23 protein-coding genes and 1 pseudogene are annotated in these 23103 nt (G+C 38.5%); 7 read left to right on the forward strand and 17 right to left on the reverse strand.

All coding sequences use genetic code 11. The features are described from left to right. Positions 1-111 precede the first annotated feature (111 nt). The 8 genes from L2737_RS18470 to L2737_RS18505 form a co-directional block, all read right to left on the reverse strand. Positions 112-846: a hypothetical protein gene (locus L2737_RS18470; protein WP_248956707.1), complete on the reverse strand. Its 735-nt coding sequence runs from the start codon at positions 844-846 to the stop codon at positions 112-114. A gap of 46 nt (positions 847-892) precedes the next feature. After that, entirely contained in the window at positions 893-1627 is a 735-nt protein-coding gene (locus L2737_RS18475) for a nucleoside 2-deoxyribosyltransferase (RefSeq protein WP_248956708.1), read from the reverse strand. Then, on the reverse strand, positions 1624-1995 hold the full coding sequence (locus L2737_RS18480) for a hypothetical protein (protein ID WP_248956709.1): 372 nt from the start codon (positions 1993-1995) through the stop codon (positions 1624-1626). Before L2737_RS18480 ends, L2737_RS18475 begins: the two co-directional genes overlap by 4 nt. Positions 1996-2135: 140 nt before the next feature. After that, positions 2136-2492 (reverse strand): DUF2750 domain-containing protein, encoded by a 357-nt coding sequence (locus L2737_RS18485; RefSeq protein WP_248956710.1) that lies wholly within the window; start codon positions 2490-2492, stop codon positions 2136-2138. A gap of 124 nt (positions 2493-2616) precedes the next feature. Next, on the reverse strand, positions 2617-2949 hold the full coding sequence (locus tag L2737_RS18490; protein ID WP_248956711.1) for a hypothetical protein: 333 nt from the start codon (positions 2947-2949) through the stop codon (positions 2617-2619). A 107-nt stretch (positions 2950-3056) separates the two neighbouring features. Beyond that, positions 3057-3548 (reverse strand): rod shape-determining protein, encoded by a 492-nt coding sequence (locus tag L2737_RS18495; RefSeq protein WP_248956712.1) that lies wholly within the window; start codon positions 3546-3548, stop codon positions 3057-3059. A 124-nt stretch (positions 3549-3672) separates the two neighbouring features. Next, positions 3673-4338, reverse strand: coding sequence for a phytanoyl-CoA dioxygenase family protein (locus L2737_RS18500; protein ID WP_248956713.1), 666 nt, complete (start codon positions 4336-4338; stop codon positions 3673-3675). Between the two features lie 144 nt (positions 4339-4482). Beyond that, positions 4483-5466: a DUF6602 domain-containing protein gene (locus tag L2737_RS18505; protein WP_248956714.1), complete on the reverse strand. Its 984-nt coding sequence runs from the start codon at positions 5464-5466 to the stop codon at positions 4483-4485. Between the two features lie 352 nt (positions 5467-5818). Between L2737_RS18505 and L2737_RS18510 the strand changes: the two genes are divergently transcribed. Together L2737_RS18510 and L2737_RS18515 are read left to right on the forward strand one after the other, a co-directional pair. After that, positions 5819-6778, forward strand: a complete 960-nt coding sequence (locus L2737_RS18510) for an integron integrase (RefSeq protein ID WP_248956715.1) — start codon at positions 5819-5821, stop codon at positions 6776-6778. 147 nt (positions 6779-6925) lie between these two features. Further along, positions 6926-7036 (forward strand): annotated as a pseudogene (locus L2737_RS18515) (IS110 family transposase); the annotation flags it as partial. A gap of 15 nt (positions 7037-7051) precedes the next feature. On the opposite strand, the gene L2737_RS18520 reads toward L2737_RS18515, so the two are convergent. The 3 genes from L2737_RS18520 to L2737_RS18530 all read right to left on the reverse strand — a co-directional run bounded on the left by L2737_RS18520 (position 7052) and on the right by L2737_RS18530 (position 9073). Further along, a complete protein-coding gene (locus tag L2737_RS18520; RefSeq protein ID WP_248956716.1) occupies positions 7052-7960 on the reverse strand; it encodes a restriction endonuclease in 909 nt (302 codons plus the stop codon). Positions 7961-8330: 370 nt separating this feature from the next. Then, positions 8331-8627: a hypothetical protein gene (locus L2737_RS18525; RefSeq protein WP_248956717.1), complete on the reverse strand. Its 297-nt coding sequence runs from the start codon at positions 8625-8627 to the stop codon at positions 8331-8333. Then, positions 8627-9073, reverse strand: a complete 447-nt coding sequence (locus L2737_RS18530; protein WP_248956718.1) for a hypothetical protein — start codon at positions 9071-9073, stop codon at positions 8627-8629. The genes L2737_RS18525 and L2737_RS18530 overlap by 1 nt, the downstream gene beginning before the upstream one ends. 1117 nt (positions 9074-10190) lie before the next feature. Between L2737_RS18530 and L2737_RS18535 the strand changes: the two genes are divergently transcribed. Beyond that, a complete protein-coding gene (locus tag L2737_RS18535) occupies positions 10191-10682 on the forward strand; it encodes a hypothetical protein (RefSeq protein ID WP_248956719.1) in 492 nt (163 codons plus the stop codon). A gap of 900 nt (positions 10683-11582) precedes the next feature. Here L2737_RS18535 and L2737_RS18540 read toward each other — a convergent pair. Continuing rightward, positions 11583-12485 (reverse strand): LysR family transcriptional regulator, encoded by a 903-nt coding sequence (locus L2737_RS18540; protein WP_248956720.1) that lies wholly within the window; start codon positions 12483-12485, stop codon positions 11583-11585. A gap of 305 nt (positions 12486-12790) precedes the next feature. Here L2737_RS18540 and L2737_RS18545 point away from each other — a divergent pair, with 305 nt between their 5' ends. Then, the gene (locus tag L2737_RS18545; protein ID WP_229370598.1) at positions 12791-13195 is read left to right on the forward strand and encodes a VOC family protein; all 405 of its coding nucleotides are present in this window, start codon (positions 12791-12793) and stop codon (positions 13193-13195) included. A 63-nt stretch (positions 13196-13258) separates the two neighbouring features. Then, on the forward strand, positions 13259-13804 hold the full coding sequence (locus tag L2737_RS18550; protein WP_248956721.1) for an NADPH-dependent FMN reductase: 546 nt from the start codon (positions 13259-13261) through the stop codon (positions 13802-13804). A 19-nt stretch (positions 13805-13823) separates the two neighbouring features. Here the strand turns inward: L2737_RS18550 and L2737_RS18555 are convergent, their stop codons facing one another. The 3 genes from L2737_RS18555 to L2737_RS18565 form a co-directional block, all read right to left on the reverse strand. Beyond that, a complete protein-coding gene (locus tag L2737_RS18555) occupies positions 13824-14456 on the reverse strand; it encodes a GNAT family N-acetyltransferase (RefSeq protein WP_248956722.1) in 633 nt (210 codons plus the stop codon). A gap of 45 nt (positions 14457-14501) precedes the next feature. Then, the gene (locus L2737_RS18560; protein ID WP_102529618.1) at positions 14502-15158 is read right to left on the reverse strand and encodes a Bax inhibitor-1 family protein; all 657 of its coding nucleotides are present in this window, start codon (positions 15156-15158) and stop codon (positions 14502-14504) included. An 85-nt stretch (positions 15159-15243) separates the two neighbouring features. Then, positions 15244-15594 carry a DUF4870 domain-containing protein gene (locus tag L2737_RS18565; RefSeq protein ID WP_229370595.1) on the reverse strand — a complete coding sequence of 117 codons (351 nt, stop codon included), beginning with the start codon at positions 15592-15594 and terminating at the stop codon, positions 15244-15246. Positions 15595-16033: 439 nt separating this feature from the next. On the opposite strand from L2737_RS18565, the gene L2737_RS18570 reads away from it, so the two are divergent. After that, positions 16034-18007, forward strand: coding sequence for a sensor domain-containing diguanylate cyclase (locus L2737_RS18570; RefSeq protein WP_248956723.1), 1974 nt, complete (start codon positions 16034-16036; stop codon positions 18005-18007). Positions 18008-18364: 357 nt separating this feature from the next. Next, positions 18365-19819, forward strand: coding sequence for a methyl-accepting chemotaxis protein (locus L2737_RS18575; protein ID WP_248956724.1), 1455 nt, complete (start codon positions 18365-18367; stop codon positions 19817-19819). 128 nt (positions 19820-19947) lie between these two features. Here the strand turns inward: L2737_RS18575 and L2737_RS18580 are convergent, their stop codons facing one another. Further along, positions 19948-21690: a sugar phosphorylase gene (locus L2737_RS18580; protein ID WP_248956725.1), complete on the reverse strand. Its 1743-nt coding sequence runs from the start codon at positions 21688-21690 to the stop codon at positions 19948-19950. A 192-nt stretch (positions 21691-21882) separates the two neighbouring features. Then, positions 21883-23103 carry a glycosyltransferase family protein gene (locus tag L2737_RS18585; RefSeq protein WP_102526971.1) on the reverse strand — a complete coding sequence of 407 codons (1221 nt, stop codon included), beginning with the start codon at positions 23101-23103 and terminating at the stop codon, positions 21883-21885.

Below are 23103 nucleotides of genomic sequence, written 5' to 3' on the forward strand. Positions count from 1 at the left end.
CCTGCATTAGGAAGATGGTTGTGATCTTAAATTCGATGCTAAGAGACGGTGTTTTGTGGGAAGCGCCAAAAGCTTAAAATTAACTATTGACGCCATAGTCTCTTGTTATATTTATTCTTTGTCACTATTTGTGTTTGGCATCATTGCAGCCGCACCAGTATTGTTACTTTGTGCAGTTGTTTGAGCATTAGTGTTTGACTGTAAGTTTCCAGCTCCCTGAAAGCTATCTTGCAAGCTGGTAGCTTGTTGATAGCTTTTTGTTAAATCGACTGCTTGGGTAAAACTTTCGTTTGCAGGAGTACCTTGTGTTTCAATAGTTTTGTTTATATTTGTTTCTTTTGTCATTTCTTTTTCGCCTTTTAAAAAAAGTGTAGATGAAGTCGAGACACCTAAGCATACCGACATTATTATTGCTAAATAGAAAGTTCTTATAGCCCATGTATCCAATTGTTTTAAAACATGTTGTTTTATAGTTACATCTTTTTCTTGCGCCAAGTCCACTATAAAATCAGCATTTTTGCCAAATAAGGTAACAATACAGAATATTGAAATTAGAAAGCCCACCGTAGCGATAGAAAAAAACGCCATATCGTAATAGCCAAGGCTGTCAGATAGCTTTAACAAAGTTATTAAAAAACCAATTCCAGCAACCGAAAGCGTCAAAATGCTTTTGTCTTTCTCCATCGTAGTGTTGTAAAAAGATGAATAAGACTGACTTTTAAACTCTACAGCGTATAACCTTTGCAAATCCTGATCAGAAATACTGTTTTCTATTTTTTTTTGCTCACAATTTTTTGGTATTTCTTCTTTAATATCTTTATTTATAACTTTACAGAAAATATTCACATAACTCCTTTTGGAACACCGATGCTGAATAAATATAACGCCGCATTCAGCGGCTCGTCCGCTGCAATGCCTTGTTAGCCCATCTCATTGATTCTGCGATAGATCTACGTATCTTCTCGATACTATCCTTATCATCCCAATCTACAATAACCATACGCTGGCTTTGAATATCAAATGGGATGCCTTCTACTCCCCCAGAAACCATGACTACGGTTTTTCCGAATGCATGAGCCAAACCCAGCTCATAGAATACATTGGGATTCCTCCCATCAATAACAGCAATAACTATATTTGCGGAAAGCATCTTTTTAATTATTACGGATAATATAGGCCCTGATATAAATTCCTCATCAGCTGTTTCGCAATCAATACCTATATCACTACAAGCTGTTTTAATAATATCTACTTGATTCTCAAACCTTGGATTAATAGGTGCTAACAAAAACGCTCGATTATGGTCAATTTCAATTTCTGAACGATTAATCGATAGTGAGCTTAGGTAGCTATTTTCAGTCACACTACTTACATCAATATTCCTTTTTGCGGCCTCGTAAATCATATGATTTACATCTTCCCAGCGCTCTTTATTAGAAGCCATTTTTTCATTAGTTGAATACAAGGAGTTTTCTAAAGATTTTCTAAACATCTCTAGTTCAATCTTCTGCTTTTCGAGACTTAAGTCTGTTCTTCTCACATACACTTTAAAAAATAGATAAAGCATTGGTAATAAAGCAACTATAGAAGTCACTAAAATTGATAGTAGTATTTCTTGATAGCTCATGGCTGCACCACCGGAATATTAATAGAAATGGATAAAACCAACACAGGAATTGCTATCAGGTAACTAATGGTCGAAATCCAAAGGGCATGCCACGATTTCTTGGAAAGCTGAGATTCGGATTTTCGCCATAGGAGTACAACTATAATCGATAAAACAACACATCCTACAAACCAAAGTAAACCGTCGTCTATTTCTGATGTATTGCCTAGAATATATGCGATTACAAGACTTGATGACAAAAACATAATATCAGATGGTAACTCTATTAGGCTTTGCAGTGCTTTTGGTAAATCGACTTCTCTCTCAATGGACATCTTCACCATGAAAGAGAGAATCAAGAGGGCAACTGGTAATATAATTGATGCCATAGTTTCGAATTATTCTCCGATGTTAATATTAGGGGCTAACGCCGGCAACAGCGGTGAGTTGAACTGGCGCTTGTTTTGCGGCCCTTTGCAAAACAAGTGACAGTTTGACGAGTCCGTTGCTTGCCCTTGTTAAGCGCTTGCTATTTATTAAGCTCATACTCGATATTTTGCATTACCTGTAGTGGATCAATGTCATAACCAGTTGCTCTTTTCCCTGACCAGTTTACACCGACTAAAAGACCATCTTTATCTAAACCAACTAACCATTTCTCTCTGAAGTCTTCTAATTCAATTTCGAATATATCAAAGCTTTTATAGTCATCGATTGTAGCAATGATTTTTTCGATTCGTTTTCTAGTTGACCAGAATGGCATCGATCTTTTTCCATTATCTCCAATGGGTGCAGGAATACCAGATTCATCTCGAATGCACCAAACCTTTTTATTTTTGGCTACATCTTGATAAAACATACTTGCTTGAGATGCTGATTGGCTCATTGGTACGATCTATCCCTGCGCTTAACGCCCTGTTAACAGGCAAAAAATGGTTGGCTAAAATAGTGACGAAGGAACAAAAGCCAACTGTTTTTTGTTCTTGTTTAACAGCTTGTTATAAAAGCATTTATACCACTGTGAAAGAATACGTTAATTTACAGTCAATGTATTTGAGTATGTGATTAACAACCTGAGGTACATCAATAATATAAGAATCATATTCAGTTACTGTTGAAACAAATATATCACAGCTACTTATATCGATATTTTGACGAACATAAAAATCATTAATATCGTGAATAGTTGTGTCTGTTAATGGTACACAGCCAACATAATAATTTTTTTTACGAGGCATTTTATAGGTAGCTCCAGGTACTTCTTTAGCTAAGGTAAATGCCTGTAATTTATTCAAATTTAGAAACCTGAATCCAATTTTTACTTCACTGGTAGAATCTTCCACAACACTCTCGATGCTTTATAACGCCCCAATAAGAGGCAAAAAATAGTTGGTTATACTTGTGAAGCATGAACAAAACCAACTGTTTTTTGTCCTGCTTGATTGCCTTGTTAAGTGGCTGCTACTCTTGCCTTTACTGTGTCAAAGCTTTCAACATTAGTATTAATTTTACAACCTAGATAAATAACCACTTCACGAGCACCTGCACCTAGTGCCAGCTCGCGTAACACTCTTTCTTCAATATCTGTTAGACCACCGTCAGTTTTTTCTAACTGGTGAATAATAACTCTTGGTGCAGGTCTAATTATTGAATTGTGCATTGTATAAATACCATGCTGCAATATTTTCTCTGCACACATAAAATCTGCGACAAAAGACCGACTGTGCTTGAAAGGGTTAAGCACTCTTATATTTGGAGAAGATAGGGATTCAGCAGCCTTTCCTATTGCTTTTACGATTTCCCCTTTCTTAGTATTTTCTAAAGCAATATAAGGCTCTTCCTCAAAGGAAATATCAGAAGAAAAAGCCTTAATCGAAACTTTACTTTCGCTTAATTCAAAAAGTAAATCATTGGAGAAAAGACTTCTAAGGAATGTGAACAATACTCTCAACCTCCGAGCCACTTAACGCCCCAATAAGGGGCTAAAAATTGTTTGCTAAAATGTGCAGCGAAGCGAAACCGAGCAAACTGTTTTTAGTCCCGCTTAATTGGCTTGTTATATTGCCCTATGCCCAAGTTAAATTGCAAGGTAATTGATAGGAACTAAACTCAACATGAACCACTCTCCGATTACTTGGACTTATTGATTTACTTGAAGAATGTAAAATATGTGGACGCATGATTAATGCATCACCGGAATTTACAGAACAAGGAAACGGTTGTTCTTGCTTGGTAATAGAATCAATTTCATTTTGCGTTAAAATACCTAGTTTATGGCTATTGGGTATAACTTTTAAGCAACCGTTTGTTTCATCTGTATTATCCAAATGAATTCGAAACGTTACCATATTATTTAATACATCAATTGACGGCTGTACATGGTTAGTACCGTCTTTAATACTCCAGGCTTTCCAACCTTTTACTTCAGCTCTAGAACTTACACTAATAGTTTTGTCTTGATGCCAAGTAACCAACCAATTGTGCTCAGGCGTTTTATCGAAAAAAATAACTCGAACTAAACTTGGTTTAGCTTTTAGGATGGCTTCTGCTTTATCAATTAATTTATCTGATGAACATAACTCTTGGATCGCATCAAACTTTTTATTTGCGTGTCGAATACCATATTTAGGGTATTTTTCAGGAAAGTCTTCTACTTGTTTTTTGATGGATTCAATTTCTGATATTGAAATAAAGTCTTTTAGAATTTCAAAGCCATTTTCACGAATGTTCAATTTACAAAGATTCCTAAAGGCAATATAACGCCTACTTAAGCGGAAAAATATAGTTGGCTAAAATGTTGAACGGAGTGAAAACAGCCAACTGTATTTTTTCCGTTTGAAGTTCTTGTTAGCCGTTGACTCGAACACCTATACTTTTTACTTTATTTCAGCATCAGATTTTAGTATTAGTTTATCAAAGACTTGACCGAATAAGTACTTTGGGGATTCCCCTGTCATTGGTTGCTTCCCCTCAAGTCTACCAATTAGATCAATAGCAAATGTTACAAAGTTATCGGTCGCCCATGACAGGTTTACAGTATAGTTTTCACCATGGGAAACGGCAGTATAACTTCGATTAAAATGATATTTCCTATCGGGGCCTACCGTGGCTTTAGCTCCAAAACCAGGCCCTATTACTACATCACCGGAGGGAACTCCTTGCACTACATTCATGTCTTCACCAGCAATGATCAAAGGAGTGGTTGTTTTTACTTGCAGTTCATCCACAGGTGCTTTTGACAGAAAGATATTTCCAATAAGATCAGTATCTTCAGAGCACCTTAAAACAATCCCACCCCAGAATTTATAAGGTAATTGTGAAGATTGAAAGGATTCTAAGATCGCAGCTTTATTAATGTTTTTTTCTTGAAGCTCTATAAATATTGCTCCACAAGAAAAGTGTTCAGGTAGAAACTTATGCATGAGATTAAGCTCGCACAATTTCTTAATCACATCTTTACCTGTCTGCGCGGTCAGGTTTGACTTAACTTCATAAACAGACTTTACATATTGAGCTGGAATAGCCCTAGCTTTACCAAGTTCACTTTTGTCATCATTATCATCAACCCATAATATCGGCGATTCCAAAATATCATAAATTATTATGTCAAAATGACCTAAATTGTATGGGTCTGAAAGTTCAACAAAATCGGGAATAATAAAACCAGAAGTAACACCATACTTTTTAGGTAAGTAACTTTCTAACCACTCTCTGACAGCAGCTTCAACTACATTTCCATGCTCAACTTTAACTTTTCTTGATTTGGTCTTTGCTTTTGCTAGATCAAACTTATTAAGAATATCAGATCTATTACATGAAAACTCTTCCCAACCTACCATTCCATACATTCGACCTGACATCAGAACTCCTTGATACGGCTAACAGCTTATTGATTAGCAGCAGGATAACCTCCTGCTTTCTTGTAAGTCTTTTCTTCAAACTATCACTTGTAAGTATTTGTTGTAAATATATTATTTAACAAAAAATACAGGTTAAAAATGACAATTTAGCAGATAAAAAGATGCATAGGTGTTTACGAGGTCTGCATAGCACTTTTACATACATTACAAACTATTGATAATAATGAGTTAATATTTAAAGGTTAGTATTATCGATGCGCCAATCCAACGATTTATGCATCTTTTTCATAGTAATTATCTCAACTTGAACTATAACTGTATATATATACAGTTCATTGTTAAGGCGACGGTTATGGGGCAATTAACATTTTTGGAGGCTATACGGGCAGAGATCAGAGTACGCCATTACAGCTATCAAACAGAAAAGTCCTACCTCTATTGGAACCGTTATTTCATTCGACATTGTAATATTCGTCATGGCGCTGATATAAGCCCCGCTTTGATTGAACAATTTCTCTGCTTTTTAGCAGTCGAGTGTGAAGTGTCCGCGAGCACCCAGAAACAGGCCCTATGTGCCATTGTATTTGCTTGTCGCCATGTGTTAAAAGTTGAGTCCAATGAGTTACAATTTCCCTATGCAAAAGCCCCTAAACGAATACCGCAGGTATTGTCTAACGAAGAAGCAAAACTGATCATCAACAATTTGTCAGGCTACCACTATTTAATTGGTGCCATCCTATTTGGCTCAGGCCTAAGATTAAAGGAAGCCCTAAAACTTAGGGTAAAAGATATTGATCTAACCACTAAATCTATCTTTGTGTACCGAGGTAAAGGGCAAAAAGATCGAGTTTGTATGCTTCCTAACGGATTGATTGATACTCTAAAGTCACAAATGAAACTGGTAAAAAAGCTCCACGAGACGGATTTGTCAGATGGCTTTGGACTTGCTTCATTGCCCATCTCTCTAATCAGAAAATATCGCAGTAATGCTTCTAAGTTTCATTGGCAATATATCTTTCCTGCTAGCCGCCGTTGTATGCACCCAAGTGACAACTACGTGTGCAGACACCATATTCATCCAACGGCTTTTTCACGTGCATTAAGGCAAGCTACCACTAACAGTGGTATAGATAAGCGCGTTACCGCCCATACTTTCCGCCATTCGTTTGCAACATCTTTATTACTCAAAGGCCATGACATTCGTACCATCCAGGAGTTATTGGGACACTGTGATGTCAAAACAACCGAGATATATACCCATGTGATTGGTGGCCATCATACTGGGGTCATAAGTCCTCTTGATAGTCTTTAAGGCATACAACAAGACAAGCTACTAAAGCCATATCTTTTGCTTTCTGCATTAGTAAATATAAGGCAAACACAGAAACACAAAGTTAGAATGAGTCATTGCTCTAAATGATAATGGGGCAAAAATGAGCCAGCATAGATCTCGCTGCCCCCCAAGAAAGTGGCGATAATTGCCTGTATCAGAAAGATCGTTGTAACGTTAAATTTGATGCTAAGAGGTGGTGTAATGTGGGAAGCGCCAAAGCATGAAATCAGCTATTGACGCCATAGTCTCTTGTTAAGTTCGTTTTTCAATTAACCAACTAATTAGACCTGCATTTATAACTAAATCAGCGATCCTCGAAATATCCCATACTGTAACGCTAGGATCATCAATGACCGGCGCATTATTTCCGTTGAAGGTATGATAAACAAAGTACATTTCATCATACTGTTTATATTCCTTATAGATTTCATGATATTCGTGCAACTGCTTTGAATTTGTTGTTGATTTAATTTGTACAAATGCTCGTTTTTGCGACACTGGTGAGAATACATCTAAATCAATGTCTTTTTCAGTTCTACCTAAAACGGATATTCGCTTCCAGCCTGATTGAGAAAAAATTAAATCTATTAATAATTCAAAATCGCTCCACCACAGACCTTTGATTAATTCTTCTACATTGTTTTTCAGTAATAATAGGGAGTTTTTAGCTGCTTCAACTTCTGGTTGTGGTTCACCGTTAATCTTCCGAATAAGGTAGTCTTGTAGCTCTACACTACAGATTGTCCCTCTATAACCTTGAACTTTTGTAACACGCCCATCAATGTTTTCGATTGAAAGAGGGTTACCTTGCTTATCACATGAATTCCAAGCTCCAATAACTTTTCGCACTCTGCTTCCATCTTCAAGTTCTATTACTTCTTTTTTTGCATGGCACCAGTACAACTTTCTTTGGTAAAAAGTAATCCAAAGGTCAGCTTCCGAGAGTTCATAGAAGTCCTTAATTTGGTTAATATCTCTTGTGGCTGCACCTGAATTATTATTTCTTTCGCCTAGCCAAAAATCACGTACAACATCCCATTCACCATTCAGGGATTCATTATGAAATGGACTGTAGTAACCAAGTCGCACTACTTGATCGTTTTCAAGACAAGGCTTTTCCCATTTACCTGAGTCACCTAGTTTTATATACCGAATTTTCATAAGACTCCAAAGCACTTAACACCGTTTTAAGCGGTGAGTAATAGTTTGCTAAAATGTGAAACGTAGTTGAACCGAGCAAACTATAACAAGTCCGACTCTTATGTCTTGTTGTATATGCTTATTTATTGTACTTTTTCATTTGTTGGTTAATGGCTTTAGCCCATTTTTCGAACTGAAAAACTTCGAAGTTAGTAGAAACGTAATTTACTACGTATTCGTCCATCATGATTGCCTGTACCGTAATGTCATTATTGACACACACTACATTAAATCTAGCTTTATCAGATCCTAACTTACTAGAAATCGAACCTATTTCAGCGGTTAGGTCACCATCTGGACATCTGCCATTTAACTTCATAGATTCAAAAATTTAGCGAGACTTCTCAGCAAAATGAACTAGAGTTTTCGAAGAATAGCTCGTCAACCTAGATAGAGCTACAAAATCAGCTCCCTGTCCTTCGTAAAAAGAAAATGTAGCTTGGTTGTCTACTACGGTAAGCTTTGCAGTTGGAAGATCGTAACCATGACCTTTGATTTCAATCGTTTTCACAATGTTTGCTGCACAAACAGCCGTTGAAACAAAAAATCCAACGCTTATAGCAATAAATTTAACTAAGTTGTTGTTCATAATAAATCTCAATAATTTACTTTTACCACCCATACGCATTAGATGATTACCCATGCAACGCTAATAGCGAATGAGTTAATTGATGCCCCGCCTGCTTGTAATCCTTTAACGTCCACGGCAGTTAAGCCTTTGTCGTCCAATAATGTTTTAATATGCTTACGGTAATCAACTGCATGAGCGCATAATGTAGTTAGCGGCTTTGCAACCACACAGTAATACTCTGTACCCACAGGCTCTAATTCACCTTTAGCATTTAAACGTTCCTTAACTGATTTGATGATTCTCACATCTTCAATCACATACTGAATGCGTACTTTCTTTTCAACTGCTACTAGGGCAACACTACCGATAAGCTCTAAAAGCTCTGCGGCATACTTCTCGTTTCCATGTATACGGAAAGAATGGATAACTTTGTTTTCGCTACCGAAAATCACTTGGTTTTTTAATGAACGGTTATTGTTAAATACTACAGTTTGGTTAGGCATAATTTTCTCTATATATAACTGTTTTCTCAATAAATTCGAGACCTGAATGTTTAAATATCTAGTGCGAGTTAAGCCCTTGAATATTATACGAATCTGCATGTAAGGATTTACCACAAAAAACCATTACACAGTAAGCAGGTACATCACTTTTAACTTCCCAAATCCTTCTTTTCGTTTTGTACAATTACGATTTATGTGACCAACTTTGGTTCTATATGAGGTATCAGAGTGAACTTTCATTTGATTGCCTTCAATTACAGCCAAACACATAGCCTTTTAGCTGGCACATAGTCTCCCTATAGTAAGCTTTTGCCCCAATACTTTTATTGAAGCTCATTAATACCCATCTAAACTCCAGCTTCAGGTTTTAATTCGCTTTCATCTTCATGTAAGACATTTTCGCTACAACATGAACATATCGGGTCAAGGTCGGGGGGCATCACGATTATAAAACCACAATGAGGGCATAAATCCCCTTGATGTAAAGTCATAAAACCTCGTCATATCAAACCCAAAAGATGAATTACGCAATTTGATTAACATCATTCAGATTCTGATGTCACCTGTAACTATTTAAGCTAGAAACTATGAAGTACTTCGCTCGCACCCTTCTCTGTTTTATCTGTAGTGGTCAAGTAAAACTAGCCACCTTATTAGAGGTTTTTAAGCTTTCTTTCTCTGCTGCTATTGGCGAAAATCCACCGGCAAACCGATACGGACGATATCGATTGTAATAACCATTAATATAGTTACCAATCGACGCATCTTCTTTTGCTAGGACTACCAAAGGAAAAAGTACAATTGGCTTTGCATCTTTTTAAAAACTTTATCTTCTTGTAAAATATACACTTTTAAAATCTACATTTTTCTTGAAACTAATGTTAATGCAGTAACTCTATATGAACATCCACTTAAGAGAAGAGCGCCTAATACTGAAATAACTATCGTTAAAATTTTGATTATTTTATTCCCTTGATACTTAAAAAAATTAACTTTTTTGAGATTAAATTTTACGTCCTTGGAACGCAAAACATATTACATCCCAAGAACCCAATAAGTCAACCTTTTTAGGTCCTTTGGACTTAAAACTGTATACTATGGAAATAAGGAGAAAATCATGGCCAAAATTAGCGCTGAATTACGTGAAAAAAACAAAAAGAAATATGATCAAGTGATACTTGAAATGTTCTTAGCTGAAGGTTGGGATAGTATTACGCTTAACACGGTTTCAGCAAAATTAGATATAAGAAAAAGTACAGTACAAGGATACTATCCTGCCAAATCAAATTTCGCAGAAGCATTAAGTGGAAAAGTATTTCCAAGAGCGATGAAAGAACTCGATTTTCAATCACCAGAGCAATTTATTGAATCATGGAAGAACAGTTTAATTGAAAGTAAAATGTTTAAAATGGTCATTCATATGCTAGTAAGTAATGCTACTCGATCAGATACATCTGCAATGACGCTTGTTGGCTTAGGAAGATTAAAACAATTACTAACCAATAAATTTGGAGAAAAGAATGCAGATAACATTATGTACCATGTACTTGGTTTAAGTGTGATCAAGTTAGCTGGAGATACTGTCAACTTATCTGAAATCGACGACTGAAAGCTGTAAATTATAGCCTAAAGCTAAATTCTGGATACCACTAACCTGCATCCGTGAGAAAAAGAACTATCACGTATAGTTCGATAATGCTTCGCTTGTTTTAGATGACGGCCAGAGCGGAACAGATTGTTTACCACACTACGACAATCTTTAGTGGCACATCTATTTGGGTCACTACTTTATAGATTTCTAAATCGAAATTTAATTTCGATCATTAGATAAGTGATGGAAGTGACAACTGGTACTAACTCACTTTGGGGCATAAACGAGTTACCAGCACCAACTTTATACTTCATTTACATTGACTAAATTTCAGTAGTCCATGACTGCAATTTAACCCATTGTCTGCCGCAGGCTATCGTGCAAGCACGACTGTGACACGCAGCAAGTTCGTCCCAGAAAGCTCGGCCATGACGTCCATGTCATGGACGGTCACAGCCGTGCTTACACCCGAATATTCATCTCTTCGAATTAACTGTATTTGTGTCAATTTAAAAAACTAAAATATCTAGTTCTAATTAGCTAGAAGATTCAATTTGAATTGAGGCAAGTAAGAAAATCGCGTGAGTCCAGACATGGATGTCTGGCTAGCTTTCGAGGGGAAGGGACGCCCCATCGTAAGCGTTAGTGATTTTTGTAGCTTGCCGAAGCGGACTCAAAATGAAGTTTAAAACTGGATCATTCTCCGTTGGAAATTTTGCTGTTTAAATTTCGTCGGAGCGGCAAGGGATATCGAAAAGGGAAATGCTGTTGTTTCCCTTTCGTCTGGTGTGGGCGAAGCGCCACGACTTTGATTTAGGTTTAGATTCGATTCAAATCTAGAAATCATTAGCTAGCTAAAGCTGCTAACAAGTTTTGGGGCAGAACCGTGCATCTTGAGGTAGCTTAGGCACGTGTGCTTTAAGCCGGCATTTGCTCCACCAGCAAATCAATAAAGCTTCTAACTTTGGGGGTTAAATGCTTACGGCTTGGGTAGATGGCATAGATATCAATTTCAGGTTGAAGGTAATCTTCAAACAGTAATGTCAGTTTATTTTCTGCCAATGCATCACCAAGATAAAACGATGGCAAGCGGCATATACCATGATGGTCGAGTACCATTGCCAGCTCCATATCAGCATTATTACAGCCAATGACTTGCGGGACATCAATGGTCACAGTCTCTTTTTCTGGATGCTCGTACACCCAGCGATTTGGCTGTTTTAGATTGCTATAACAGATGCATTGATGAGTAATGAGATCTTCTGGAGTTTGCGGTATTCCATACTTAGCTAAGTAAGCAGGTGTCGCAATGGTATAGGCATTAAATTGACTAATACGCTTACAAATCAGACTGGAATCATCCAGTTGATGTGTCGCTCTAATCGCTAAATCATAACCATCTTGAACTAAATCCACATGGCGATCGCTGAAATCCAACTCTAGTTTAACCTCAGGATATAAGCGCATATACATCGATAGAATCGGTTGTAAGTGCTTTAGTCCAAATGTCACAGGACAGCTTAACTTTAACGTGCCCGAAGGCGTTTGCTGGCTACTGTCGAGCATGACCACGGCCTGCTCAGCATCACTGACGATTTGCAGGCATTGTTGATGAAACAGTTTTCCTTCAGGCGTTAAACTTAATGAACGCGTTGTACGGTGCAGTAATCTGGTTTTTAACCTTTGCTCTAAGCGGGTAACAGCTTTGCTAATATGCGAAGTTGAATGGCCCATTTTATCTGCTGCCTCTGAAAAACTGCCAGATTCAATCACCTGTGTGAAAATAACGATTCCGTCAAATAACTTAGTATCCAATTTCACTTCACATTCCTTTTCTAGCAACAGAGCTGTAATTCGAATTGTCTGCAGCCATTAGTGCATTAATGAATAACCAATTTAGCAATAGTTTTAGTTCCAACAAAGCCCAAATTAAAACTTAAAATGGTTATTACGAGTCATATGGAAATAATAATTTCCCTTTTGCTGGCTTAATCATAAGCAGTTTATTGCGTAAAGTAGCTTCATGAGTTCCTAGTCACTTAATCATCTAGTCACTTAATCATCTAGTCATCTAGTCATCTAGTCACTTAACTGAATAATTTATTGATAATGTAAGGAATAACGCCATGGAACAGATAACACGCATTAATCATTACGGCTTAAGAGTTAAAGATTTCGAAGTATCAAAGGCATTTTATGCACAACTCGGATTTAACTATATTGCAGGCCCAATAGGACCTGAGCCGGTTGCGATTATCGAGCACCCGAGCGGTGTCAATATTAACTTTATTTTGAACGCCGCAGATACTGACACTAACGTGTTAATGGATATTCCGACTAAACATACTGGCTATACCCATGTGGCACTAGAAGTGACGAGCGCAGCAGCAGTGATAACTAGGCTAGCTGAATTAAACATTCCATTAAGTGGTGAGCCAATGAAGCACGTCACTGGCACCTCTTTCTTTATCAGAGACCCTGATAGAAATGTGGTTGAGTTTATTGAATATAAAGGCTTAGATATCCATTAATCCCTTTACAGAAACCATTAATGAACAAATAGAAAAACTGACTTAGACATATAAGGCAATTACATGAAAATTTTAGCATTCGCAGCAAGCAGTAGCCGTCAATCAATTAACAAACAATTAGCTAATTACGCCGCTAACCAAGCAGCCAAATTAGTCGATAACGCCGAAGTAGAATTACTGGACATTAATGACTATGAAATTCCATTATTCAGTGAAGACAGAGAGAAAGAGTTAGGCCAGCCAGCACTAGCTAAAGCTTTTTTCGACAAAATAGGTCAAGCTGACGCTATCGTTATTTCTTTTGCCGAACATAATGGTTCTTACACCGCTGCATATAAAAACTTGTTTGATTGGACATCGCGTATCGACCAAAAAGTATTCCAAGGTAAGCCAACATTACTACTAGCAACCTCTCCGGGACCTGGCGGCGCCAGCAGTGTTTTAGCCGCTGCAACGGGTTCAGCCCCATATTTTGCCGCAGACGTGAAAGGCTCAATCTCAGTACCTAGCTTTTACCAAAACTTTGATGCTGCAACAGGCGAAATAACCGACTCAGCGCTAGTACAACAGTTAACTCAAGCAGTCAGTGAATTGGTCAGTAACTCATAAAGCTTGAGCAGTTTTAGTTTCATTTACAAACCCGATAGCGCTGTACTATTGCTACAGCGTTATTAGATTGATTGCCATTGTCTGTCACTATCTCTATTTCTGAGTGCAATATCCCGCCATTGGCGATGATCATTTTCGCTGACGCCTGATTGTGCTTATGGCAATGAATGTGCAGTTCATTCATGCCCTTACCCTTTGCCAATGCGATAGTTTGCGCCATCAATTTAGCCCCTAAACCTTTACCCCGATAACTCGGTCTGATCCCCATACCAATATGACCACCACAGTGCCTTATGTTGTCACTAAGGGTTAAGCGTAAATTGGCTACACCGATTAAGTCTACTCCGTCGATTAGCCAATAGGTTTCGCTGGCAACATAGCCTTGAGGCAAATTAACCCCATCAGCAAAATCCTGATTTTTTTGTAGCATTGCCGCAAAATCATCACAGTCAAAATCAAGCGGAAATGGGTAACGTTCTTCATCAGCTAGTTCAATAATGTAAGCCAAATAGCTTGCCTGATACTGCATACAAGGTTTAATCAATTTCATCTCGTTATCCTGCAAACTATTCTCCTGCATATCATTCTGTGACACGCCACTTTGAGTCATCATTTCCTTAGCGAACACCCATTTATATTTTCGATAGCCCATAAAAAAGGGCCTTGCAGCCCTTAATGAATATCGATAACAGGCAAATTATTTTCGACCTAAAATCCGTAAAATCCGCAGGAACAAGTTAATAATATCCATGTAGAGCGCTGCAGCACTGTCGATAGCATTATCGACGGTTTTTGGTATTTGATTAGCACGACCCCAGTCATAACCAATATAACCACAAAAAATCAGCACTACTATCCAATCTAATATGCCGTGATGAATACCAAATACATAGATTTCAATCAGTTCAACCACGATAACCAGCAAGAGTGCAATCGTCAGCGCACCGGCAATTTTACTGAAAAAAGCGGGAAACAATGTGCCTAAACACATCATGCCAATGGTGACCAAGCCAGTAATTCTAATCGCTTCAGACACTAAAGCTGCATCATACTGACTGACGACTAAATTGATGATAAAACCAAACGGCACCACAACAAAGTTGTAGCCAATAAAACTCACAATCGGTTTATCAGACGATGAAAACAGGTAAATACCGAGAAAACATGAAGCAAAATAGCCAATAAAAAACACCCAAGAATTAACTGAAGCAATGGCTTCTGGGGAGATGTTCGTTACCATCCACCAGTTCACGCCAAAACCCCAACAAAGGGTTAAACCTATGACCAAATTATACAGCGGACCACTGATAATATTATCCGTGGTATGCCTACGGTCAAAAACATTTGTTTCCACTTAATATTCCTTTTAAGTGCGGCGCTTAACCAGCATGGCATAACTGCACCATGCTGATGTTCAAGCACTATGAATTTACTCTGATTTACTTAACTAAACGTAAAATATAAGGCACTTTGATGCTGTCACCTTTAGAGGCTGCAATTGCACCTAAAATACAAAATACTAGATTAAAAATACCTACAGCAAACATAGTTAACATGCCAATGACAATGATAAATAGCAGGCTTGAAATGAAGTAACCAATAATGACCGTAATCGATAAGTTTAATGACTCTTTTGCTTGCTCACGGACAAACTCATCATCAGTTTTCACCAGATATAAAACTAAACCAGGGATAAAACCAAAAAAGATGGTGCCAATCCAGCAAAGTAGCGCTAGGTTTTTAGAATCTTGGTTAATTTCTTCGACTTGTAAACTTGTTTCTTCGCTCATGTTGAATCCTTTTTCATTCGCTTTATGCTGTTTTAAAAAATAATTAAATTATTGTTATTGAAGGCATATTAGGAATAGTTTGTTACAGGAGGATATAGAAAGGCGTGAAGAAAAAACTTGAAAGCTCCTTTTCACTGACTCAATAGCAATCCTTCACTATTCGACTAACAATATGTTCTGCAGTTAGATTAACCAGCATAAGCATGTTCCGCAATAGTTCCAGCGCTTAAATTTCAATTTAATTTAATTTATTAATCATTTAAAAACATTGCCTTAGTTAATATTTTATCTGCTCAGTAAAATGCCATCAGTTTAAAACATTGATACTCAAACTTGCTTTGGCACATAAAGGTAACTATCGGTTTCTTGGCCCATATAAAGTAGCAGCTGAAGAGATTGGTAACCCTAATTTCATAGCCAAACAAGTGAGCAAAGACCTATGCATAACACCCTGCGAAATAAGAATATCCGTGTATTCAAGCTTATTTTTAGCACAGTGCTGTTCTTTGCGATAAGTTTATCTTTATACGTATTCAGCCAATATCAACGGATTACATCCGATCAGTTGACTCGAATTAATGACAGTCATAAGCAACGTTTGGCTTTCTCATCTCAACGCTTATCAGATGTGATTGAAGAAGTTGACGACATCATCAAAAAAATATCCACCAGCCCACAGATTGAGTTATTCAGCCAAACGCCAAGCAGCAGAAATCGCACTGCACTAGAAAACATGTTTTATTTCATTGTTAAAAATGAAAATGTTTACTCACACATTCGCTATTTGGATGCTTCAGGTATTGAGCTCATCAGGGTCAATAATAAGCAAAACAATATCGAGCGCATTCCTGCCTCTCAATTAGAAGATAAGTCAAAACGCCCTTATTTTCAGCATGCACAAGCACTTAAACAAGGCGAAATAGGAACCTGGCCTGTTGATATTGAAACTGAAAACGGCCAACTAATGAAGCCAATCCAAACCAGTTTACGGATCATCATGCCTGTTTATCACCTCAATGCACGTCAAGGCTATATCGTCATCAACCTCAGTGTGAATAACATCCTTAATGCCATTGAAGAAATGCAAAGCGACACCTTTATAACGCGGTTCATTGACGAAAACGGCAACTTACTCGCCAGTGACAAGCCATCTGAAGTCTTAGGCCATTTATTTAGCACGGATGAACAGCATAATCTTGCCAATGATTTTGCTGTTTTATGGCAACAAATATTGTCTTCAGATGAAGGACGTTTAACCATCGATAGCATGGTTTACTCTTATACAGAGCTAGGACTCAGTGCCGTTTATGCACCATTAGGGAAATATATTCTTATTTCGTCGCCGACAAGTTCTGCGTATGTCACCGAACAAAAACAAAACCTACTAACTAAGGCTATTTTGCTGCTATTGCTCTTACTAGGATTTTGCAGCTATCTCTTCAAAATTTATAACAGCCATGAAAATAATCAAATGAATCAGCAACTCATGGAAGCTGCCTTTAATGGCATTGCCGGTGTCATTATTACCGATAAGCGCTTTAAGTTAGTCAAAACAAATCAAGTATTTGTGAGGGTTTCAGGCTTTACTGCTAATGAATTAATCGGCGAGTCACTGGCTAAGTTAAACCTGAAGTTTTCCCAAACGGAAATGGTCGCAATTCAACGTCATTTACAAGCAGATAATTGGCAAGGTGAAGTCATGGGAACCAATAAGTCAGGCAGTGAATACGCCTTGATGGTACGCATTCAAGTACTCAGAAATAGTTTTAGCAGCGTGAAAAAATATGTGGTTACGTTTACTGATATTACTCAGCGAAAGCAGTTGGAAGAAACCCTTAGAAATCAGAGTGAGTCTGACCCATTAACAGGCTTATGGAATCGAAGAAAGTTTGATGATGAACTGACTAAACTTAACATATTCACTAAGCGCTATAGTAATTATCAAGCCTGCTTAGGAATTATTGATATTGATTTTTTTAAAAAAATTAATGACCAATATGGTCACGATGTTGGTGATGTAGCGCTTAAAAACTTAGCCAGTTTTCTAACTTCGCAATGCCGAGAAACTGACATTATTGCGCGTATTGGCGGGGAAGAATTTGCCATTTTGATGCCTCATACTTCTCTTGAACAAGCGGAGGCTGTACTTAACCGCTTAAAACAAATGATCGCTAACAGTGAATTGATGCAATTTACTGTGAGTGGTGGAATTTCGAAAGTACAAGATGATGCCACCTTAGCTTTTAAGCATGCTGACATTGCCCTATACACTGCTAAAGCGGCTGGGAGAAATCAGATTCAAGCTTTCGATGCTAACTCACTTGAACATAGTAAAAAGTTGGCTGTAATTGCCCCTTTGAATCTTAAGCACGCCAACGATGATGTCAGTATTAAACAGCCAGTTAATTTGTGAGTATGATCAAGTAAACTGATTAAACTATTTTAAAATTTAGCCGATACAAGTTGACTGTAGAGAACTGCATTCACTAGATGATTAAGCTGAATTCGCGTTATGCCATAAACATAAAACACGCATACTGGGATCTCTCTCGAATTAATTGCTATTCATTGGCGTTACCATGCCTTGTTACATGATTCACAATATATGACTCAACAATATATTACCGAAAAGCTGAACATTAATAACCTGAACATGGGCTCATACTGCTAACTAAACCATAGATAATTCAGATTCAACTAGAATAAATTATCGTGAGTTTAACAGACGAAGTTACTGCTCAAGTTTGGCTTTGGTAAAGGAATATTTAAGATGAAACAAATCAATTTTCGCAAAGTCGATGCCATACTGATCAAGTTAAGCTTAAATGGTAAATTTTGGGTAATTTGCACTTTAGTCACCCTGATTACCGCGACGGTGGCCCTTAGTACTTACTTTAATACCACCGCAAACATCAAATCTGCCTCAGAGCAATCAGTCCAATCAAGAGTCAATGCACTGGCCGAAAGCGCTCAACTGCAATCCCTTGAAGGCCAAGAGCTATCTCAATATGCGCAACAACTCAATGCGTCTATAGGCTCGTTAATGCAACCACGCCGCAGTGGTGACAATGTCACAGTGAGTGCCCCGATTAATAACCAAGCATTAGTCATCACTGTTAATGTCGCTAAACAAGAAGCCGATGCACTCTCAAGCGCCAGTAGCTCACTCTTATTCGCCTTTATCGGTTTACTGCCGCTGTACTTAGTGTGCTATTGGACTTCAACCTCTCTCGGTGGCGGATTATGGGACATGTATGTTGCCATCAAACGCCTTGCTGACGGCGACCTCAGTCAACGGCTTAACTTTTTTGGTACTGATGATTTCAGCTTAATCGCCCGTGAAATTGATCGTAGCGCCGATAATATGAGTGAAATGGTCACCGCAATTGCTGCTAATGCGCAAACGCTGTCTGAAGCGGCGAATGAATTTAATCAGCAAGCTAATCAAAGTGAAGAACTAACCCAGTATCAACACGAATTTTTAGATACGGTATCCGTCGCGATGACGCAAATGACAGCGGCTATTGAAGATGTATCTCAAAATGCCAGCAGCACGTCAGAACAAAGCCAAGAAAACGCATCGCAAGCCAGTAATAGCCAAGCGCAAATTGCTGAAGCAGTTAATCGTATTGGTACCCTAACCAGTCGAATCTCAGAAGCTTCAACCTCGGTAGGCGAGTTATCTCAAGCGGCAGCCAATATTGGTGCTGTAGTGACCACGATTAATAGTATTTCAGAGCAAACAAATTTACTGGCGCTCAACGCGGCTATCGAAGCAGCGCGAGCCGGTGAACAAGGTCGAGGGTTTGCAGTGGTAGCAGATGAAGTGCGAACCCTGGCAAGTCGCACCCAGCAAGCCACAGTTGAAATTCAAACCATGATTGAAGGGCTACAAAAAGACACCAATACCTTATCGCATATCACCACGGATATTGTATCTCAAGCAGATCAAGGTAGAAGTGCAATTGAGTCAGTGGGTCATGATGTGGATAGTATGGTGACTTCAATTAGTAGTGTGTTTGATATGAGTTCACAAATAGCAGCGTCATCTGAAGAACAAAGCGCGGCATCACGTGATATTGCAGGTCAGCTAAACGATATTCGCGGCCAAGCAGAAACCATTAGAGAAACCGCTCACCGCTCAGTAGCACTTGCAGCCAATTTAACCCAATCGTCTGTTGGGCTTGATGATATTTTGAAGCAGTACACGCTTGCTGAAAAATAGCAGCGTCTACACATCAATGCCATAGTGTTTAGTATTAATTAAATGAGTACTTCACTAACTAAACTAATAAAAAAACCAGCAATCATGCTGGTTTTTTGTTTAAATATCCAAAATTTATTTAACTGATATTACGCCACATTACTGATCCAAACGGTTTGATAAGGCTCTAATAATTGCGTTGCAGTAATGTCATTAATCACTTCACCATCAATCAAATCAAACCAGGTTTCTGTGCCAATTAAATTAAGCTCGGCTAAGGGTAAGTCCATCGGTTGATCGGTGATGTTACTGATACAAAAAACACTTTGTCTTCGATCGCGGCTTTGACGCCAAAAACCAAATAACTGTAAGCCTAAATGCAAGGTAAATTGAGTCGCATTAGGGTTAAATGCTTTTTGACTCGTTCGAATGCTGATCAGTTTAGTTAATGACGCTAACACCTTACTGTGAACATTATTTTCATCAGCTAATAAACCATTAAGCGCCTGACAATCCCAGCGGTGACGATTGATAGAACGATTATGAGAGGTGTTAGCGAGCTTTTCATAATCATTGCCAGTACCGAGTAGACTGTGAATATAAATACCAGGGATACCTTCCAGCCCTAACATAATTGCATGGGCACAGGTAAATCGCGCCAAACCAAACGGATCTTTACCCTTTGTCGTCCCTTGCAGCGCGTCAATTAACGCTATGTTCATTTCATAAGGTTTTTTCTGGCCATCTTCGCTGGTTCGGCTGGAAATTTTGCCACCAAATAAGGTCATGGTGTCCACCAACACCTTGATCTCTTCATCTTCCAATATCCCTTCCACTGGGCGTAAACCAACGCCGTCATGAGAAGCAATAAAATTGAAATAAGTGGTACCGTCTTGCGCTGGTGGCATACTCATTTGCCAACGCTTTAAATACAAACAACTACCTGTAATCAAAGTATTGATAAGTAACGGCGGCAAAGAGAAGTTATAAATACAGTGGGCTTCGTTAGCATTACCAAAATAGGTCAAGTTTTGAGTATTAGGAATATTCGTTTCAGTGATAACGACTGCATCATGTTGTGCGTGCTCGATAAGCGTGCGCAGCAGGCGGATAACTTCATGGGTTTGCGGCAAATTAATGGATTTGGTGCCAACGATTTTCCATAAAAAAGCGACTGCATCTAAGCGGAAAATATTCACTCCAGCATCAAGATACTGACGAATAATCCGCACAAATTCCAACAAGACTTGTGGGTTTCTAAAATCAAAATCGACTTGGTCATGGCTGAACGTACACCACACATGCTGCAAGCCTTTACTGGTTTGTGTCGGCCTGAGTAAATCAGAGGTTCTTGGGCGCACGACTTCTGCCAAGTCATCTTCGACATTGGCAGTAAAAAAGTAATCGTGACCGACTCCTTCACCTTTAATGAAGTTTTGAAACCATGCACTTCGGCTAGAGCAATGGTTTATCACTAAATCTGACATCAACCTGCGTTTTGCAGCAATGGTCTCAATATCAGACCAGTCCCCTAAGCCATCATTGACACTGGAATAATCGATAACAGCAAAACCATCGTCGGAGCTAAACGGAAAAAACGGCAATATATGCACCGAATTAATGCACTCAAGATGAGTGTCCATAAATTCAGATAAGGTCGCGAGCGGATTTTGATTCGGACACATGATGCTGTCACCGTAGGTAATCATCACCACATCTTGTTCTGACCAATGATTACTAAACGGTTTCGGGGTAAATCCACCTTGCTCGATACGCATTGCATCAATTAAAGCATCAGCGATCTCATCGCTTTCAAGCGCTAATTCAACATCTTTATAGATGCTATCAAGTTGCTGTGTAAGCTTGTGTTTTAAACATTCTAATTCTGTCATTTGTCTTTCTTCTAACCTGAGTCATTTCTACTCACTACCAAGCCCTTGAAGCCAGCGGCTTTAGCGACTAAATCTAAGCGCTAAATCTAAGCACTAAATCTAAGTACTAAACCTAGGTACTTAATCTGAGTACTAAATCGTTTAAGGACTTTGCAGTGAAAACCATAGACCAGAAAACCCAACACTCATAACTTACATGAACTCGGCGTTATCTGCTTCGACAGCGGCTTTAAGCTGTTCGAGTACATCCGGCATTGCGCTAATCACGCGGCTCCACGTTGGCATGAACGGCGTTTCCATCGGATTATCTAAAAAGCGTTGCCCTGCTGTGACAATATTTTGGGTGAACATTTCTACTGCTTTTTCTTCAGTATGAATATCAGTAGTGAGCCCATTCATCAACGCATCATTATGATAGGTTTCTACGTAATCGAGTGCGATACGGTAGTAAGTGGCTTTTAAGGTTCTAAAGGCTTCTGTATTAAAGGTTTCCCCTTGGGTTGCCAACTTTCTAAAAAAAGCCTTAGTGATATCAATCGACATTTTAGATAAGCCAGCCTCAGCATTATCTAAGGATAAATCCTGATGCTTATGATCATAATTATCCGCAATATCCACCTGACAAATACGGTTATGAGCATAGTTACGGTGCATTTCACTGAGTACACCAATTTCAAGACCCCAATCGCTAGGAATACGCAGATCGTTTAATACGTCACGGCGAAATGAAAACTCACCCGCCAATGGGTAACGAAAACTGTCCATATATTCTAGATATTCATTGTGTCCTAAAACCCTCTGAAGCGCCTTAATCAATGGGGTCACTAGTAATCGTGATACGCGGCCATTGATTTTCCCATCCGACATACGGGCATAAAAACCTTTACTAAATTCGTAATTAAACTGTGGATTGGCCACTGGGTATAACAGACGAGCAAGTAATGATTTTTCATAAGTGACAATATCGCAATCATGCAGTGCCACCGATTCCGTTTTACCAGACGCTAAGGTGTAACCCATGCAATACCAGACATTTCGTCCTTTACCGAGTTCTTTTGGTGCTAAACCTAACTTACTCAGTTTGGCATCTAATGCCTGCAATCTAGGGCCATCATTCCACAATACTCGATGATGTTGCGGCAGTTGATTAAAGAAACCAAGCGCTTGCTTATATTGCTCTTTATCAGCCCTATCAAGCCCAATAACAATCTCACTGAGATAGGGTACTTCTTTTAACTTACTGATTATCTGCGGTAAGGCTTCGCCTTCAAGCTCTGAATATAATGAAGGCAAGATCAAGCCTAAAGGACGGGTTTTAGAAAACTTGAGTAAGTCCTTTTCCATTTCATCATGGGTACGCTGAGTTAAGTTATGTAGCGTAGTAACAATGCCATTTTGGTAAAAATCGGCCAT

Origin of the sequence: Shewanella electrodiphila (genome assembly GCF_023283985.1) — a bacterium.
GTDB classification, from domain to species: Bacteria; Pseudomonadota; Gammaproteobacteria; order Enterobacterales; family Shewanellaceae; genus Shewanella; species Shewanella electrodiphila.

Coding starts and splice junctions, on each gene's coding strand:
- L2737_RS18475 (WP_248956708.1), bottom strand. CDS start 1,627: ATGAGCTATCAAGAAATACTACTATCAATTTTAGTGACTTCTATAGTT.
- L2737_RS18480 (WP_248956709.1), bottom strand. CDS start 1,995: ATGGCATCAATTATATTACCAGTTGCCCTCTTGATTCTCTCTTTCATG.
- L2737_RS18485 (WP_248956710.1), bottom strand. CDS start 2,492: ATGAGCCAATCAGCATCTCAAGCAAGTATGTTTTATCAAGATGTAGCC.
- L2737_RS18505 (WP_248956714.1), bottom strand. CDS start 5,466: ATGTCAGGTCGAATGTATGGAATGGTAGGTTGGGAAGAGTTTTCATGT.
- L2737_RS18510 (WP_248956715.1), top strand. CDS start 5,819: ATGGGGCAATTAACATTTTTGGAGGCTATACGGGCAGAGATCAGAGTA.
- L2737_RS18520 (WP_248956716.1), bottom strand. CDS start 7,960: ATGAAAATTCGGTATATAAAACTAGGTGACTCAGGTAAATGGGAAAAG.
- L2737_RS18525 (WP_248956717.1), bottom strand. CDS start 8,627: ATGCGTATGGGTGGTAAAAGTAAATTATTGAGATTTATTATGAACAAC.
- L2737_RS18530 (WP_248956718.1), bottom strand. CDS start 9,073: ATGCCTAACCAAACTGTAGTATTTAACAATAACCGTTCATTAAAAAAC.
- L2737_RS18535 (WP_248956719.1), top strand. CDS start 10,191: ATGGCCAAAATTAGCGCTGAATTACGTGAAAAAAACAAAAAGAAATAT.
- L2737_RS18545 (WP_229370598.1), top strand. CDS start 12,791: ATGGAACAGATAACACGCATTAATCATTACGGCTTAAGAGTTAAAGAT.
- L2737_RS18550 (WP_248956721.1), top strand. CDS start 13,259: ATGAAAATTTTAGCATTCGCAGCAAGCAGTAGCCGTCAATCAATTAAC.
- L2737_RS18555 (WP_248956722.1), bottom strand. CDS start 14,456: ATGGGCTATCGAAAATATAAATGGGTGTTCGCTAAGGAAATGATGACT.
- L2737_RS18565 (WP_229370595.1), bottom strand. CDS start 15,594: ATGAGCGAAGAAACAAGTTTACAAGTCGAAGAAATTAACCAAGATTCT.
- L2737_RS18570 (WP_248956723.1), top strand. CDS start 16,034: ATGCATAACACCCTGCGAAATAAGAATATCCGTGTATTCAAGCTTATT.
- L2737_RS18575 (WP_248956724.1), top strand. CDS start 18,365: ATGAAACAAATCAATTTTCGCAAAGTCGATGCCATACTGATCAAGTTA.
- L2737_RS18580 (WP_248956725.1), bottom strand. CDS start 21,690: ATGACAGAATTAGAATGTTTAAAACACAAGCTTACACAGCAACTTGAT.
- L2737_RS18585 (WP_102526971.1), bottom strand. CDS start 23,103: ATGGCCGATTTTTACCAAAATGGCATTGTTACTACGCTACATAACTTA.